This is a genomic window from Pseudomonas sp. NFACC13-1 (genome assembly GCF_900104425.1).
Classification (GTDB): Bacteria; Pseudomonadota; Gammaproteobacteria; order Pseudomonadales; family Pseudomonadaceae; genus Aquipseudomonas; species Aquipseudomonas fluorescens_AA.
Genome location: NZ_FMXV01000033.1, coordinates 21,942 through 36,335, shown reverse-complemented (window position 1 = coordinate 36,335; position 14,394 = coordinate 21,942). Strand labels below are relative to the sequence as shown.

General features: G+C 60.9%; 13 protein-coding genes. 3 read left to right on the top strand and 10 right to left on the bottom strand.

From position 1 onward, the window contains the following. Positions 1-144 precede the first annotated feature (144 nt). On the top strand, positions 145-498 hold the full coding sequence (gene uraH / locus BLQ55_RS27655; protein WP_092201729.1) for a hydroxyisourate hydrolase: 354 nt from the start codon (positions 145-147) through the stop codon (positions 496-498). Between the two features lie 95 nt (positions 499-593). Here the strand turns inward: uraH and BLQ55_RS27650 are convergent, their stop codons facing one another. The 5 genes from BLQ55_RS27650 to BLQ55_RS27630 all read right to left on the bottom strand — a co-directional run bounded on the left by BLQ55_RS27650 (position 594) and on the right by BLQ55_RS27630 (position 9,003). Beyond that, the gene (locus BLQ55_RS27650) at positions 594-2,168 is read right to left on the bottom strand and encodes a hypothetical protein (RefSeq protein WP_092258623.1); all 1,575 of its coding nucleotides are present in this window, start codon (positions 2,166-2,168) and stop codon (positions 594-596) included. 165 nt (positions 2,169-2,333) lie between these two features. Continuing rightward, positions 2,334-6,059 carry a calcium-binding protein gene (locus BLQ55_RS27645; RefSeq protein ID WP_092258620.1) on the bottom strand — a complete coding sequence of 1,242 codons (3,726 nt, stop codon included), beginning with the start codon at positions 6,057-6,059 and terminating at the stop codon, positions 2,334-2,336. Positions 6,060-6,190: 131 nt separating this feature from the next. Continuing rightward, the gene (locus BLQ55_RS27640) at positions 6,191-6,820 is read right to left on the bottom strand and encodes a LysE family translocator (protein ID WP_072406504.1); all 630 of its coding nucleotides are present in this window, start codon (positions 6,818-6,820) and stop codon (positions 6,191-6,193) included. A 63-nt stretch (positions 6,821-6,883) separates the two neighbouring features. Next, a complete protein-coding gene (locus BLQ55_RS27635) occupies positions 6,884-8,233 on the bottom strand; it encodes an NCS2 family permease (RefSeq protein ID WP_092201735.1) in 1,350 nt (449 codons plus the stop codon). Between the two features lie 332 nt (positions 8,234-8,565). Next, complete coding sequence (locus BLQ55_RS27630; RefSeq protein WP_092201737.1) at positions 8,566-9,003, bottom strand: MarR family winged helix-turn-helix transcriptional regulator; 438 nt, start codon at positions 9,001-9,003, stop codon at positions 8,566-8,568. A gap of 82 nt (positions 9,004-9,085) precedes the next feature. Here BLQ55_RS27630 and BLQ55_RS27625 point away from each other — a divergent pair, with 82 nt between their 5' ends. Further along, positions 9,086-10,252, top strand: a complete 1,167-nt coding sequence (locus tag BLQ55_RS27625) for an aminotransferase-like domain-containing protein (protein ID WP_092258617.1) — start codon at positions 9,086-9,088, stop codon at positions 10,250-10,252. A 153-nt stretch (positions 10,253-10,405) separates the two neighbouring features. On the opposite strand, the gene BLQ55_RS27620 is transcribed toward BLQ55_RS27625, so the two are convergent. From BLQ55_RS27620 to BLQ55_RS27600, 5 genes are all read right to left on the bottom strand, one after another. After that, the gene (locus BLQ55_RS27620) at positions 10,406-10,777 is read right to left on the bottom strand and encodes a glutathione S-transferase N-terminal domain-containing protein (RefSeq protein ID WP_092201741.1); all 372 of its coding nucleotides are present in this window, start codon (positions 10,775-10,777) and stop codon (positions 10,406-10,408) included. 104 nt (positions 10,778-10,881) lie between these two features. Further along, positions 10,882-11,427 (bottom strand): GTP cyclohydrolase I FolE, encoded by a 546-nt coding sequence (folE, locus tag BLQ55_RS27615; RefSeq protein WP_003204506.1) that lies wholly within the window; start codon positions 11,425-11,427, stop codon positions 10,882-10,884. A 77-nt stretch (positions 11,428-11,504) separates the two neighbouring features. Continuing rightward, positions 11,505-12,062: a Smr/MutS family protein gene (locus tag BLQ55_RS27610; RefSeq protein WP_053146321.1), complete on the bottom strand. Its 558-nt coding sequence runs from the start codon at positions 12,060-12,062 to the stop codon at positions 11,505-11,507. A gap of 73 nt (positions 12,063-12,135) precedes the next feature. Next, positions 12,136-12,456 carry a hypothetical protein gene (locus tag BLQ55_RS27605; protein ID WP_060741130.1) on the bottom strand — a complete coding sequence of 107 codons (321 nt, stop codon included), beginning with the start codon at positions 12,454-12,456 and terminating at the stop codon, positions 12,136-12,138. Between the two features lie 130 nt (positions 12,457-12,586). Further along, complete coding sequence (locus BLQ55_RS27600; protein ID WP_024618514.1) at positions 12,587-13,177, bottom strand: cysteine hydrolase family protein; 591 nt, start codon at positions 13,175-13,177, stop codon at positions 12,587-12,589. Positions 13,178-13,431: 254 nt separating this feature from the next. Between BLQ55_RS27600 and prmB the strand changes: the two genes are divergently transcribed. Continuing rightward, a complete protein-coding gene (gene prmB, locus BLQ55_RS27595; protein ID WP_092258614.1) occupies positions 13,432-14,340 on the top strand; it encodes a 50S ribosomal protein L3 N(5)-glutamine methyltransferase in 909 nt (302 codons plus the stop codon). Positions 14,341-14,394 lie beyond the last annotated feature (54 nt).

Sequence of the window (14,394 nt, the reverse complement as noted above, 5' to 3'; positions counted from 1 at the left end):
GTTTTTTATTGTGTACAATTTTCTATTAAAGTGTCTTAATTCGCTCATCGCCGTGGCGTTTCGTGCTCCGAAACGGTGCGGTCTGTCTTTCAACTGATCAGGAGGCGTCGTGCCGGGCTGCCCGCAGCGAGGCGCGCACAAGCAATGGGACGTTTGACTACTCACGTTTTGGATGCTGCACATGGCTGCCCGGGCAGCGCGATCAAGATCGAGTTGTACCGTGTGGAGGGCTCGCAATTGCAGCTGGTCGCCAGCGCGCAGACCAACAGCGATGGTCGCTGCGACGCACCGCTGTTGCAAGGGGAGGACTACCGTTCGGGCGTCTATCAGCTGCAATTTCATGCCGGCGATTATTACCGCGCCCGTGGCGTCCAACTGCCCGATCCGGCGTTCCTGGATGTGGTGGTGCTGCGCTTCGGTATTTCGGCCGAGCAGGAGCATTATCACGTGCCCCTGCTGATTTCGCCCTACGCCTATTCCACCTATCGAGGCAGTTGATCCCCCAAGCAGCTGCCTCTCCTGGAAGCGACTGCGCATGGCGCTTCTTTGGTTTTTCGCCCGCTCACACTGCGGGCTTTTTTTTTGCCGCCAGCCTACAGCCTGGCGTTGTCATCCCGAATGATAAAGACAGTGTCCGCGTAACCAGGCCGGATCTGTGAACCGCCCTTTAGCCAGATGATTTTGCCGGCCTGATGGGCGTCCTTGACCGCTTGTGCGGCAGCGTCGCCGACCTGGGTCTCCAGGTTGATGCCGGTGGTGTTGGGATTCATGTGGGTGGGCAGGGAGAGTTTCGGCATGCGAGTGCGATGCAGGCTCATGAAAAATACATATTCATGCCCGGTGCGCCGAAACACCAGCGCCGGAAAGCTATTGAAACTGTTGGGCTCCATGACCGTGTAGCCATTGCGCGTCAGGATGCCGGCCATGAAGCGTTTGAGGTCCATCGGCGAGTAGGTCGACATGAAGAAATTCCACTCTCGCGGGAACCGTAGGGGGTCGAAGTCCAGCCGATCCAGTCTCCCCGTCGAGGTGGAAATGGGCAGGTCTATCGAACGCGAAGCGCTCGTAATCCCTGAAGAGGTCGGGAGCACGGGCAGCATCAGCAAGGGGTCGGTCCATTGCGGATGGGGCGAGGGAACGGCGTTTTTCCAGCTATGGAAAATCTGCCTCAGTGCGGTCAGGCCCGCAGCGTCGGCGATCGAGGAGCTGTTGGCGAGTTCGAACTGCCTTCTGGCGATATTTTCCAGGGTGACGGTGGTGACCTCGGGAAACACTTCCCTGACATAAGCCGTCAGCGGTTTCTCGAAGGGAAGCCTGGCATCGATCTCCCAATGGTTGTCCGGCGGCACGCGGATTACGCTTCGGGGCTGCTCGTCCGGGGTATGCCTGAGGATGGCCTCCAGCAGGTCAAAATCATAGGCGGGATGGCCAGGTTGCTGAATATAGGCAATGGGGTAGTCCCGTGCGTCGACACGTGTCACCCGCTTATAGTGAACGTCGCCGATGGTGATGAAGGCCGGCAGGGTGAGCTTTGGCTCGACCCCCCATTCCTTGCGAAAAACCGGGGTGGTTTCCACTGCGACTTCACTGGAGGGTGGCGCCGTGCGCTGGCGCTTGGGCGCGGGCCCTTCCAGAGGATCATCGTCCGGCACGTTGTAGCGGGTAATGGTGAGCGTGGAGTCGCTGCCGTGGGAAACCTGTCGCCACAGCAGGCTGCCTTCGACTTGTTCCAGGCGGGGGCCGGACGCAACGAGCTCAGCGCTTGAGCGCGCCCGGTAGTTTTGGTCGGCATCGCGCCCCAATAGCACCGTCCCACCTTCGGCAAGTTTGACGTAAGTCCGGGTCCTGAATGTCTGGATCCCGGAGGTCGGGTCCGGGTCCGACAGCATGGGGATCAGCTCGGGGGAAAGGTAATAATTGTCCAGCGATAGCGAGGCGGGCACATGGGCGATGGCGGCTTGGGAGGTGAGTTCCGCTACCTGGACCACCGTGGCCTGGGCGTCAGCGGCTTCGGTTTGTCGCCCAGGCGACGAGCCGGGCGACGAATCGTTGCCATCGACCCTGATAGGGCTCCTGGGCAAGCTTTCGGGGGTGGTATCGCGACTGCCGTGGGGCGTATCGGGAGGCGAAGTTGGAACGTTGGGGCGGGTGTTTTTTCTGGGGCTCATTGACGTTTGCGCTCTTGAATTTGAAAAGTATGGACAATGAATACGTCATCGCCCGTCGTGTGGATTGACGGGCAACGCGCTGGAAGATGTTCTTGGAAAATCAACGGGCGGGTGCAGTACATATGTATTGCGTCTGCAAGAGACGTTCGCAGTCGCTCGTCAGGGCTAGGTCTGTCTGGAGGCGATCTCGCCTGGGGAGAGCAGCCAACGCCAATGAGGAAGTTCCAGGCCAAAAGTCGGGCTCAGCGCGATGGCCTGCGCAAGCATCAGTGACTTGTTCAACGTCGTGCCTTCGGCCCATTTCACGCACTGTTCGCGCAACAAGCGCAGCGCCTCGTCGTCCAGGGGGGGATTCTGGCTGAGCCCTTCGCGAGCCAGGTCCTGATAAAGGCTGAGATGGTGATCGCACAAGTTGGTTTTTCTTAGCCTCGTTGCGGCGATGACCCGGGATTCATCGCTATCGAGGGTCCACTGGCGCGCCTTGAGGTGATAACTCAGTGAGCCAGGCGAGCCATCTTTGAGCGCCACGTTGGAGACTCTCAGTTGTGCCGATGCTAACCGTGACAATTCTGGGGGCAGGGCGGCTTCGGGATCGACCGGGGGCGAAAAATACCGGCCGTCCAGTGCCGTTACATAGACGCGCTCGAACAGGCTGTCGACTGCATGGACGACCCCCTGGGCCGTGATGACGCGTATCTGGTCGACGAGGTCGTCCTCTGCATAGGCGGGTAGATGAAGGATCGTCGTGCCTACCTGCAGCAGGTTATTGGCCAGTTTGATCTCGACCTCTCCGAGGCGGGTGGCGTCGAGTTCCCAGGTGGATGCCTGGGGCAGTCGTGGATTGGCGCCGGCCAGTGCGCCTGGCGTGGTCAGCCGTAGTGTCATGCCCGGGCTCAGGTGGACAAGGTACGTGGAGCCTTGGCCTGTCAGCACTTCGATACCGGTCTGCTCAACGGCTGGCGTGAGCATCGCGCAGGTGGCCTGGCTGCCCATGGGATGGGGCTTCTTATCCAGGGGCTGGAGAAACGCGTAGTGCTTTCTGGTCGGCGTGAGTGAAAGGGGGGCTTGTGCCTTCCATTGCACCGGATCCTTGTCGATGAATCCTTTATCCAGCAACCGCGCGGGGTTGGGGGTGGGGATGGCCAGGCGGTAGGAGGCGCCGTCGCGCATGATCAGGATAAACGTGTGCTGCGAATCCAATGCGGAAAACGCACGTCGCCCGGTGGTCTTTGTCCGTGCGCTGTAGCGCTCGTCGGAACGGGCCAGGTTGTTCAGGACGACACGGCGACTGCCAAAATCCAGGGTGAGACCGCACTCACCATATTTCACCGTGTCCCCTCCGTCCTCCTGGATGACATAGGCGTTGTAGTGAGCTTCGACCCGGGTCAGTTCGCGATGGGCATAGTCCAGGTGAAGCGTGGTGCAATACTCACTTTTCTGTCTCACCTTGAGCGTGGTGAATTCAATCAACCGGGAAACGTAGTAGCTCGTGTCCTTATCGTGGGCCACCCAGCGCTCGCTTCGGTCATTGAGGATGGCCGGGTTCCGGGGGATGCCGTGTTGCACCATGACCGCTTCAATGACGAGGGGGCTGTCGTGCTCCAGCGTCTCCGGCAGGTCTGGCACCCAGTGGAAGCCGTCCTTTGTCGTGAAGGTCAGGCGGTTGTTCTGTAATGCTCTTGGATAGTCCGTATCGGCATAGACATTGTTGAGGGTGACTTTGCGTGACTCCCTGTCGTTGCCATCGAAGCACGACGTGATCACCAGGTTGCCCTGCTCGATCACCCAGCTTTCAATCAGGTCGGCGCGCCAGTCCAGGGAAATGACGCTGCTGCCCATGCCGTCCTCGGTGATCGATACGTGGCCGGGTTTGTGGGCGATGACGTAGGCATCGTCCCCAGGCCCGCCGTCGGCGTTGCGGTTGTTGCCACCGAGAATGAAGATCCGGTCGTCTCCCGCGCCAGCCTCGATGAGATCGTTGCCCCGGGACTTGATGATGTTCGCGTCGGCGCTGCCCTTGATGACATGGGTGCCGCCCTCAAGGATTTCCACATGTTCGATGCCTTCAAGAAGCGCGTGGCGATACTGTCCGCTTTCGCTCCTGGGAACTTCCTGAGTGATGATGGACGCTTGCCCAGCCTCCAGGTCGATGTGATAACCCAGTCGCAGCACCTGGCCATGGCCGGGATTGCCGGCCAGTATCAACGTGTCGTTACCCGAGCCACCGACCAGCCGGTTCGGCGCAGGCACTTCGTCTCCCGGGGTAATGGATGTCGAGCCTTCGAAAACGAATACATCGTCTTTCGCGCCGCCCCTCAGCCGCTTGACGCCTGATCCGTAGTGGAAAACGTTCGGCTTGTTTTCAACCCCGAAAACCGTGTCATTGCCGCCGCCGATGTACCAACGGATGCCTTTGTGCTCCGCCGCCGCTTCGATGACTGCGCCAGGCGTTTCGAGCGTGACGCCTTGGCGGGCATCAATCCAGTCATCGCTGTCCTTGATTTTCGGGCGCGTGTTCGTTGCCTGATACTTTTCGCCGGTCCACCAGTTCCAGGTGTTGTAGGTCACTCGCTCGAGTTCTACGGTGAATCGACCGTTCACGATCGCCTCGGTACTGTCTTTCAACGGGCCCTTGAGCAAGGTCAAGGCGTTGGCCCGCAGTTGCCTGGTGTGTTCGGCGGTCGCCTTGGCGAGGGTGTAGCGCTCCTGGATATCGTCGTCAGGGCTGATTGTCCAGAAGGCGAACCAACCCGTTCGCAGGCGCTCGTGGGCACTGAGGGTTATGTAGTCGTCGATCTCATCGACCTGGCGAATCGCCCCCCAGACCTGTGACCCGACCACCAGGATAAGCCCGGCGGCAAGGCCCACCGGACCGGCTGAACTGAAGCCCGCCAGCGCGGCCAAGCCGATGGTCAGGGTCATGGCGGCGCTGGTGACGCTCAAGGCGGCGCTGACGTAATGATCGGTGGCCGCTTTGCCACTCGCGTTGGCGGCGGCCTTGAAAGCGTCAACCGCGGAGACGATATCGAAAGGCAGGGTCAACACGCTGGCAATCAGCCCACTCCCCCGAGCCAGTCGAGTCGCGAAGGTGGTTTTCGCGAAATCCCCCAGGGAGCGCTGACCGGCCCGGATCATTTGCGTGGCTTGTCGGGTCACCAGCGCTTCGACGCCCAAGGAAGCCACTTCGGCGGCCACGCTGGCGCCGTTGAACAGGGTCTGGTAGTCGTCCTTGTTGCGGATGGCGTCTTGCAGGCCGCGCAGGCCGCTGTAGATTCCGAAGGCCTGGAGTCCCAGGCCGGTGGGGATGAGGATCTGGCTCTTGGTCTTGTTTACCCAGTTCAGTGAAGTCTGGGCAAACTGATGAGGGTCGAGGCCCTGTGCAGACTTCAGGAGTTTTTCCAGGATATTGTGATAACTGCCCGCTTCAGTCTGTACTGCAAGGTTGGCTCTTAATAATGGGCGCGCAGAGCGTGAGCGTTGGCTGGCTATTTCAAAAAGCAATGTCGGCAGGCGGTAGTCGTTTGCATCGGCGGTCAGTTTTATATGAGTTTCGACATCCGCTGCATTGAACTGCAGTGAGTCCAGGAAAAAACGACTGGCGATGCGAAAGAAACTGTTTTCACCGTTTAATACCTGACCGTCAGTGGTTGCACCCAGTGCATTCAGGGCGGAGCGGGTCACGGCTACGGAGCCGATCTGGAGCGGGCCGTAAAGTTTGTCGACGACTTCGAGTTGGGCTTGCCGGTGCTTGTGTTCCGGATTGAGTCGCGATTGATCGGCGACTTTGAAGTCGAGCGTCTCGATCGTATGCTCATTGGCCTGAAAGACAATATCGCTAATGACGACACCCCGGTCGTCAGTAGCGCAAGAGGGCGCTATAAGTTGGGCCATTGTGAACTTCCTTGTTCAACGATGTTTGAATTGGCCCTCTATGTAAGGTGTTTTCCCGAGTGCTGTATATCGATGGGTTGTTGCGATGTTTTGCGAATGCCGCACACAAAGGCATTCGCAAAGCCGAGGGTTCAGTGGGCGGACATTAAGGAGGCTGCACCCGCGCCGCCAAACAGGCCCGCGCTGATGCGATTGAACCAGCTCTGGCCCTTGCCGGTACGCAGATAGCGCGCCGCGCCGTGGGCGCCGAGGCCGTAGGCCAGTTTGCAGAGCAGGTCGAGTACGGTCCAGGTGGCGATCATGATCAGCAGCTGCGGCAGGAAGGGTTGTTCGGCGCTCAGGAACTGCGGCAGGAACGCGGCAAAGAACAGGATGTCCTTCGGATTGCTGGCGCCCAGCACGAACGCCCGGCCGAACAACGCGCGGAAACGTGGCACCGCGGCGGCCTGGGGCACTTCGGCGCCTTGGGCAGGTTGCCGCGATTGTTGCCAGCTCTGCCAGGCCAGGTAGAACAGGTACAGGGCACCGACGATTTTCAGGGCGCTGAACAATTGCTCCGACGCCAGCAGCAACGCACCGAGCCCCAGCGCCGAAGCGCTCAGCAGGCAGATCGACGCGATCACCCCGCCGAGGAATGCCGGGTACGAGCGGCGCAGGCCGTAGTTCAGGCTGTTGCCGATCATCAACAGCGACAGCGGGCCGGGGATGAGGATCACCACCAAGGCGGCGCCACTGAACAACAGCCAGGTTTCCAGATTCATTGCTTTGCTCCTGATGGACAAAAGCCTCACCCAAGGGGTGAGGCGGGGTGGATACGGTATCGCTTACAAGAAGATGAACTTGGCGATGAAGATCGCGCAGAGCACCCACAGGCTGACGGAGATTTCCTTGTGTTTACCGGTGCCGGCCTTGAGCACCACGTAGGTGATGAACCCCAGGGCGATACCGTCGGCGACCGAGAACGTCAGGGGCATCATGATGGCCGTGACGATGGCTGGAATGCTGTCGGTCGGTTCGTCCCATTCGATGTGGGCCATGCCGCCCATCATCAGCATGGCCACGTAGATCAGCGCGCCGGCGGTGGCATAGGCCGGGATCATCCCGGCCAGCGGCGCGAAGAACATGGCGGCAATAAATAGCACACCGACGGTCACGGCGGTAAGCCCCGTGCGGCCACCGGCGGCCACACCGGCGGCACTTTCGACGTAGCTGGTCACCGGCGGCACACCGACCATGGCGCCGAATACGCTGGAGGCGCTGTCGGCTTTCAAGGCGCGGGACAGGTTCTCGATCTTGCCATCGGCTTTCACCAGCCCGGCGCGCTGGGCAACGCCCATCAAGGTGCCGGCGGTGTCGAACATGTGCACGAACAGGAAGGCCAGCACCACGCTGATCATGCTGACGTTGAACACACCGGCCACGTCCATCGCCATCCAGGTCGGGGCCAGGCTGGGTGGGGTCGACATGACGCCGTTGTACTGCACCAACCCCAGCCCCCAACCGGCCAGGGTCACGGCGATGATGCTGATCAGGATCGCCCCGAACACGCGGTGGTAACTGAGCACGGCGATCATCAGGAAGCACACCGCGGCCAACAGCGGACCGGGCTCACGCAACGAACCGAGCTTGATCAGGGTGGCGGGGCTGTCGACGATGATCCCGGCGGTTTTCAGGCCGATCAGCCCGAGGAACAACCCGACCCCCGCGCCCATGGCGAACCGCAGGCTCACGGGAATGCTGTTGAGCAGCCATTCGCGCACCCGTGACAGGGTCAGGATCATGAACAGCACACCGGAAACGAACACCGCGCCCAACGCGGTTTCCCAGTTGTAGCCCATGGTCCCGACCACGGTGTAGGTGAAGAAGGCGTTCAGGCCCATGCCCGGTGCCAGGCCCACCGGCCAGTTGGCGTACAGGCCCATCAACAGGCAGCCCAGGGCGGCGGCGATGCAGGTGGCGACGAACGCGGCACCGTGGTCGATGCCGGCATCGGCCATGATATTGGGGTTGACGAAGATGATGTAGGCCATGGTGATGAAGGTCGTCAGGCCGGCAATCAGTTCGGTCTTCACCGTGGTGCCATGCAAGCTGAGTTTGAAGAGGCGTTCCAGCCAGCCACTGCGCAGTGGCGGCGAGAGGTCCAGCGTCCGGGCTTCGGGTTTGCGGCTTTCCACAGCGAGTACTCCTCAAGAGTCTTATTGTTATTTCCGGCACCGCAAGCGCCCTGGGGAGGCTGCGATGCGCTGAGGCAGGTAAGGCTGGCGAAGTATGTTGACCTTTTGGTCAGGAACTCGCACGAAGCGAATTATGCTTTTGTATACAAATAATGCAAATAATGTTTTCTGTGTTGTCGACGAAATGTCTGGCGATAGGGATATATCGCCCTTGCGGGCGCTATCGCGAGCGAGCTCGCTCCCACAATGGGCTGTGGTGAATGCAAGATTTGTGTCTGGCGACGTCTCCTGTGGGAGCGAGCTTGCTCGCGATAGCGTCGGATCAGACGCCCTCAGTCGCCAGACTTGCCCAGTGCCAGGTTCACCGCCAACCATCCAGTCACCGCCGTCTCCCCAGCCTCGGCAAACACCCGCTCCAGCAATTTCACCTGCTCACGCCGCAACGCCTGTTCGAACCGCTCGCCCTCGGCCGTCAGCTCCAACAGCCGCTTACGCTTGTCGGTCTCGGACGCGACGCTGTTCACCAGGTGCATTTCCATCAACTGCCGCAACGGCATGTTCAGCGCCTGCTTGCTCACCCCGAGCAGGGCCAGCAATTCCTTCACGCTCAAGGACGGGTAGCGGGCGATGAAAAAAACGATGCGCTGGTGGACCCGACTCAACCCACGACGCTCGAGCATTTCATCGGCCTTGGCAGTGAACGCCTGGTAACCGAAGAAAAACGCTTCCATGGCCATTTGTTGGGAGGTCGGGTTTTTAAGGTCAATCATATTGACGTATCCAGAGAGGTCGGAGTAATTTCGGTCAATCAGTTTGACTCATTCTTCCAGCGACCCGCTACAGGTGACCCCCATGGCTTTTTCCGAACGTGTCTCGCGCCTCAAAAGTTCTTTGATTCGAGAAATCCTCGCGGCGGCGCAGCGCCCTGAAGTGATGTCGTTCGCCGGCGGCCTGCCGGCCGAAGCCATGCTGCCGAAGGTGGAATGGACGGCCATGCCGTTGTCCATGGGCCAGTACGGCATGAGCGAAGGCGAACCGGCCCTGCGTGAAGCCCTGGCGGCCCAGGCGCGGGGGCTGGGTTTGGCCTGTGAGGCGAGTCAGGTGTTGGTGGTCAGCGGCTCCCAGCAAACCCTCGACCTGGCGGCCAAGCTGCATATCGACGTGGGCACTGAAGTGATGCTCGAAGCGCCGACCTACCTGGCGGCGTTGCAGATTTTCCAACTGTTCGGCGCCGACTGCATCACCGTGCCCCTGGAGGCCGACGGCCCAGACCTGCACCAGTTGCGGACCCGCCTGGAGCGGCATCGGCCAGCGTTCATTTACCTGATTCCGACGTTCCAGAACCCCTCGGCGGTGCGCTACAGCGAAGCCAAGCGCGATGCCGTGGCGGCGCTGCTGGACGAGTTTGGCGTCACCCTGATCGAGGACGAACCTTATCGCGAGTTGACGTTCGATGGCGGCAGTGCCACGCCGATCGTCAGTCGCTTGAAGAAGGCCAGTTGGATCTACACCGGTACCGTGTCGAAAACCCTGTTGCCGGGGCTACGGGTGGGCTACCTGATCGCCAGTCCGGATTTGTTCCCGCACCTGCTGCGGCTCAAGCAGTCGGCGGACCTGCACACCAACCGCATCGGTCAATGGCAGGCACTGCAATGGATCGGTACCGAGCAGTACCGCGGCCATTTGAGTGAATTGAGGGACTTCTACCGGGACCGTCGCGATCGGTTCCAGGCGGCGTTGCAAAAGCATTTCTCTGATATCGCGGACTGGAACGTGCCCCAGGGCGGGTTGTTTTTCTGGCTGACCCTCAGGCAACCGCTGGACACCCGCACCTTGCTCGCCGCGGCGCTGGCGGCCGACGTCGCGTTCATGCCGGGGGAGCCGTTCTTCCCGGAGCCGGACCAGCATCCGGGGCACTTGCGCTTGAACTTCAGCCACATCGACCCGGCGCGGCTGGATGAAGGGCTCAGGCGGTTGGCGGGGGTGGTGCGGGAGGCGTTGGCGGCTAAAGCGGCTTGATGTCAGGGGCTTTGTGGTGGCTGTCCGGGCCCCATCGCGAGCAAGCTCGACTCCCACAGAGGACCTTGGTGAACGCTGAATTTGTATTCAGCACCTTCCCCTGTGGGAGCCGAGCTTGCTCGCGATGAGGCCAGTAGTCACAGTAGAAAATGGTCAGGCCGCAGAGAACCGCTTATCCAGATACTCAATGATTACCTTGGACTCATACATCCAGGTGGTCTCGCCATTCTCTTCAATACGCAGGCACGGCACTTTGACCTTGCCGCCTTGTTCCAGCAGCGTCTGGCGATCCTGCGCGTTGTTCTTCGCATCGCGCAGCGCCACCGGTACGTTGAGGCGGCGCAAGGTGCGGCGGGTCTTCACGCAGAACGGGCAGGCGTGGAATTGATACAGCGTCAGGCTGCGGGCGGCCTGGTCGACCTGCGCCTGGGCCTCGGCCGGGCGCTGTTTCTTGCTTGGGCGGGTGATGAAGTCGATGAAGATGATGAGCTGGCCCAGGCCAACTCGAAGCGCTTTGACGATCACGGTATTCAGCCTCGCGGCGGGGAAGAAGAGGGCGCGCAGCTTACCTGATTTTTCACCGGCGAAAAAAAACCGGCGATGCAGGCCGGTTTTCTTCTGGCGACGGGTTACTTGATGAGGCTGAGGAATTCGCTGCGAGTGGCGGCGTTTTCCCGGAACTCGCCGAGCATCACCGAAGTGATCATCGAGGAATTCTGCTTTTCCACACCGCGCATCATCATGCACATGTGCTTGGCCTCGATCACCACCGCCACACCCAGGGCGCCGGTCACTTGCTGGACCGCGTCGGCGATCTGGCGGCTGAGGTTTTCCTGGATCTGCAGGCGCCGCGCATACATGTCGACGATGCGCGCGACTTTCGACAACCCCAGCACCTTGCCGCTCGGGATGTAGGCCACGTGGGCCTTGCCGATGAAAGGCAGCAGGTGGTGTTCGCACAACGAGTACAACTCGATGTCCTTGACCAGCACCATCTCGCTGTTATCGGAGCTGAACAAGGCACCGTTGGTGACTTCTTCCAGCGTTTGTTCATAACCGCGGCAGAGGTACTGCATGGCCTTGGCAGCGCGCTTGGGCGTGTCGAGCAGGCCCTCGCGGGAAACGTCCTCGCCCAGTTGGCCGAGAATCGCGGTGTAATTCTGTTCCAGAGACATGAAGCTACCTGTGGGATTTTTCGCAAAGGGCAAGGGTACGGTGGCGGACACGGCGCTGCAAGCTCGGCAAGCGAAGGCTATTCGTCGCGGCCTTCCATCATGGTGCGCTTGAGCATCACGTAGACCGCCCCGGCGCCACCGTGTTTCGCCTGGCAGGAGGTGAAGCCCAGCACTTGCGGGTGCTGGCGCAACCAGGTGTTGACGTGGCTCTTGATCATCGGTCGCTTGCCGTCCAGGCGTACGGCTTTGCCATGGGTGACGCGCACGCAGCGGATTTCGAATCGGGTGGCTTCGGCCAGGAACGCCCAAAGGGTTTCCCGGGCTTTTTCGACGCTCATGCCGTGCAGGTCGAGGCTGCCTTCGAAGGGGATCTGGCCGACCTTCAGCTTGCGCATCTGGCTTTCCTGGACACCGTCGCGGGCCCACATCAGCTCGTCTTCCGGCCCGACGTCGATCACGAACTGATCGGACAAGCCGTCCACGGTCGTGGCGTCGGTGCGCACGGTGGCGGCCTGGCGCAGCTTGGCGATTTGTGCGCGATCGGCCTTGGGCTTGCCGGTCTCGGCACGGTCGTGCTTGATCGGTTTTACGCCCTGGATCGCACTTTTGAACAGGGAAAAGTCGTCGTCTTGCATGTCAGCCTCCGCGAAGCCGACCAGTTTACCCAACTCTGGCGGGATCAGGCGCGACAAAACGTCGGGTGGCGGATCAGTCGTGCTTTTTCATCAGGTGCGGAGCCATGGCCAGCTCCAGGGATTGGCGGGCGCGACGGCGGCAGCGGCGCCAGAGCCAGACGCCCAATAGCAGTACGACAAGACCGGCAGCCAGGATGATCGCCGAACCCAGCGGGGTGGCATTCAACTCGCCCAGTGCGGGTGGACGGCCCAGCAGGCTGGCCGCACCGGCCATGGCCAGCAGGACACCGAGTGTTGCCAGGAGCGCAGCGATCGCCGCGCCAAAACGAAAACGCCAGTTGCTCGGGCCCTTGGGCCGCAAGCGACGTGCGTCAAAACCATCGGATAACTTCATTCCGACCTTCCTCAATGGGTATCGGCCCTTCGACCGGAAGATATTCGGGTTGTTCCTGAAGGTAGGGCAATTGCGGCAAATGAGAGGCTTTTGCGGATGAGCGGCAGGACGGGCCGCTCATCAAGGCGCATCAGGTGAAGTCGCGGGTCAAGGCCAGGGTGGCGAAGTTGTCGGCCATGATCGCCATTTCGGTCTGCTGCACGTGTTCGGCGCTGAGGACACCGCCCTTGTAAGGCAGGTCGCGCGTGGCGCAGGCGTCTTCCACCAGGGTGCAGCGAAAGCCCAGGTTCTTGGCGGCGCGCACGGTGGTGCTGACACTGGAGTGGCTCATGAATCCACACACGATCAGGTCCAGGGGGCCGAAATCTTCCAGGCGCTTTTTCAGCTCGGTGCCGTGGAAGGCGCTGGGTAGCAACTTTTCGACCACGGTTTCGTCGCCCTGGGGTTCGAGGCCGGGAATGAATTCCCCGCGTTCGCCTTGTGGATCGAACAGCCCGCCATGGGTGCCCAGGTGGCGCACATGCACGATCGGGCGACCGGCTGCACGGGCCGCGCCGAGCAGTTGCTTGATGTTCGCGACGGCTGCATCCATGCCGCTCAGGGCCAGGGGCCCTGCGAGGTATTCCTTCTGGGCATCGATGATGATCAAGGTCGCTTGACTCAGATTGGCCGCTGCATAACCACGGCCGCTGAGTTGAAACATCGTTTTTGGAACGGACATTCTGGGGCTCCTTCGAGTGGGGCTTTTGCGACATTGTCCTCTGGCTGAGCGGTTCTGTGAATCGCTTCCATCGCAAGGGCCGCCGTTGCTGGCCTACAGCCTTGTCAAGATGCTCGTCCTGTTCAATAGATGGTGCAAAAAACGGATAAATCCTACGATTGGTCCGGCCCTTTTCGTTCGTCATCATGGCGCGTTTGGGTGGGGCCGCGTTTGGCTGGTAGACTCGCCCGTCGATTTTTCTGGAGTTTGCCGCCGTGATCACTTCCCGTCTCCGTACCCTGCGCGACCATATCCGTTGGGCCGTCAGCCGTTTCCATGGGGAGGATCTGTTTTTCGGCCATGGCACCGACAATGCGTGGGACGAAGCCCGGCAACTGGTGTTGGGCGCGTTGCACCTGCCGTGGGAAATCGCCGATAGCTACCTGGACTGCCGTCTTGAAGACGAAGAGTTGGTCCATGTGCAGCGTCTGCTGCGTCGGCGTATTGCCGAGCGCATCCCGGCGGCTTACCTGTTGGGCGAGGCCTGGTTCTGCGGCATGTCGTTCATCGTCGATGAACGGGTGCTCATTCCACGCTCGCCCATTGGTGAACTGATCGATAAGCGTTTTGAGCCTTGGCTGGGCCAGGCGCCGGCACGGATTCTCGACCTGTGCACCGGTTCCGGCTGCATCGGCATTGCCTGCGCCTATGAATTCCCGGAGGCCGAGGTGGTGCTGGCCGACCTGTCGTTCGAAGCACTGGAAGTGGCCAACCAGAACATCGAGCGCCATGGCGTCGATGAGCGCGTGTTCACCGTCCAGGGCGATGGTTTCGACGGTTTGCCGGGGCAGCGTTTCGACCTGATCGTGTCGAACCCGCCTTACGTCGATGCGCAAGACTTCGCCGACATGCCGCCGGAATACCAGCACGAACCGGAGCTGGGCCTGGCCTGTGGCGATGATGGCTTGAACCTGGTTCGCCGGATGCTGGCCGAGGCGGCCGATCATCTGACCGAGAAGGGATTGTTGATTGTCGAGGTTGGCAACAGCCAGGTGCATGTCGAGGCGCTGTACCCGGAAGTCGATTTCGCCTGGCTCGACTTCGAGCGCGGCGGCCATGGCGTGTTCATGCTCAGCGCCGAGCAGTGCCGCCAGCACCAGGGGTTGTTCGCTTCGCGGGTTTGATCCCCTCTTAGTCCATCCGGATACACCCACTGTGGGAGCGAGCTTGCTCGCGAT

Excerpts from the sequence above, each read along its gene's own strand:
- folE (WP_003204506.1), bottom strand. The coding sequence starts at position 11,427 with ATGTCTCTGGAACAGAATTACACCGCGATTCTCGGCCAACTGGGCGAG.
- BLQ55_RS27600 (WP_024618514.1), bottom strand. The coding sequence starts at position 13,177 with ATGTCCGTTCCAAAAACGATGTTTCAACTCAGCGGCCGTGGTTATGCA.
- BLQ55_RS27650 (WP_092258623.1), bottom strand. The coding sequence starts at position 2,168 with ATGAGCCCCAGAAAAAACACCCGCCCCAACGTTCCAACTTCGCCTCCC.
- BLQ55_RS27605 (WP_060741130.1), bottom strand. The coding sequence starts at position 12,456 with ATGAAGTTATCCGATGGTTTTGACGCACGTCGCTTGCGGCCCAAGGGC.
- BLQ55_RS27630 (WP_092201737.1), bottom strand. The coding sequence starts at position 9,003 with ATGATTGACCTTAAAAACCCGACCTCCCAACAAATGGCCATGGAAGCG.
- BLQ55_RS27640 (WP_072406504.1), bottom strand. The coding sequence starts at position 6,820 with ATGAATCTGGAAACCTGGCTGTTGTTCAGTGGCGCCGCCTTGGTGGTG.
- BLQ55_RS27610 (WP_053146321.1), bottom strand. The coding sequence starts at position 12,062 with ATGCAAGACGACGACTTTTCCCTGTTCAAAAGTGCGATCCAGGGCGTA.
- BLQ55_RS27625 (WP_092258617.1), top strand. The coding sequence starts at position 9,086 with ATGGCTTTTTCCGAACGTGTCTCGCGCCTCAAAAGTTCTTTGATTCGA.
- uraH (WP_092201729.1), top strand. The coding sequence starts at position 145 with ATGGGACGTTTGACTACTCACGTTTTGGATGCTGCACATGGCTGCCCG.
- BLQ55_RS27645 (WP_092258620.1), bottom strand. The coding sequence starts at position 6,059 with ATGGCCCAACTTATAGCGCCCTCTTGCGCTACTGACGACCGGGGTGTC.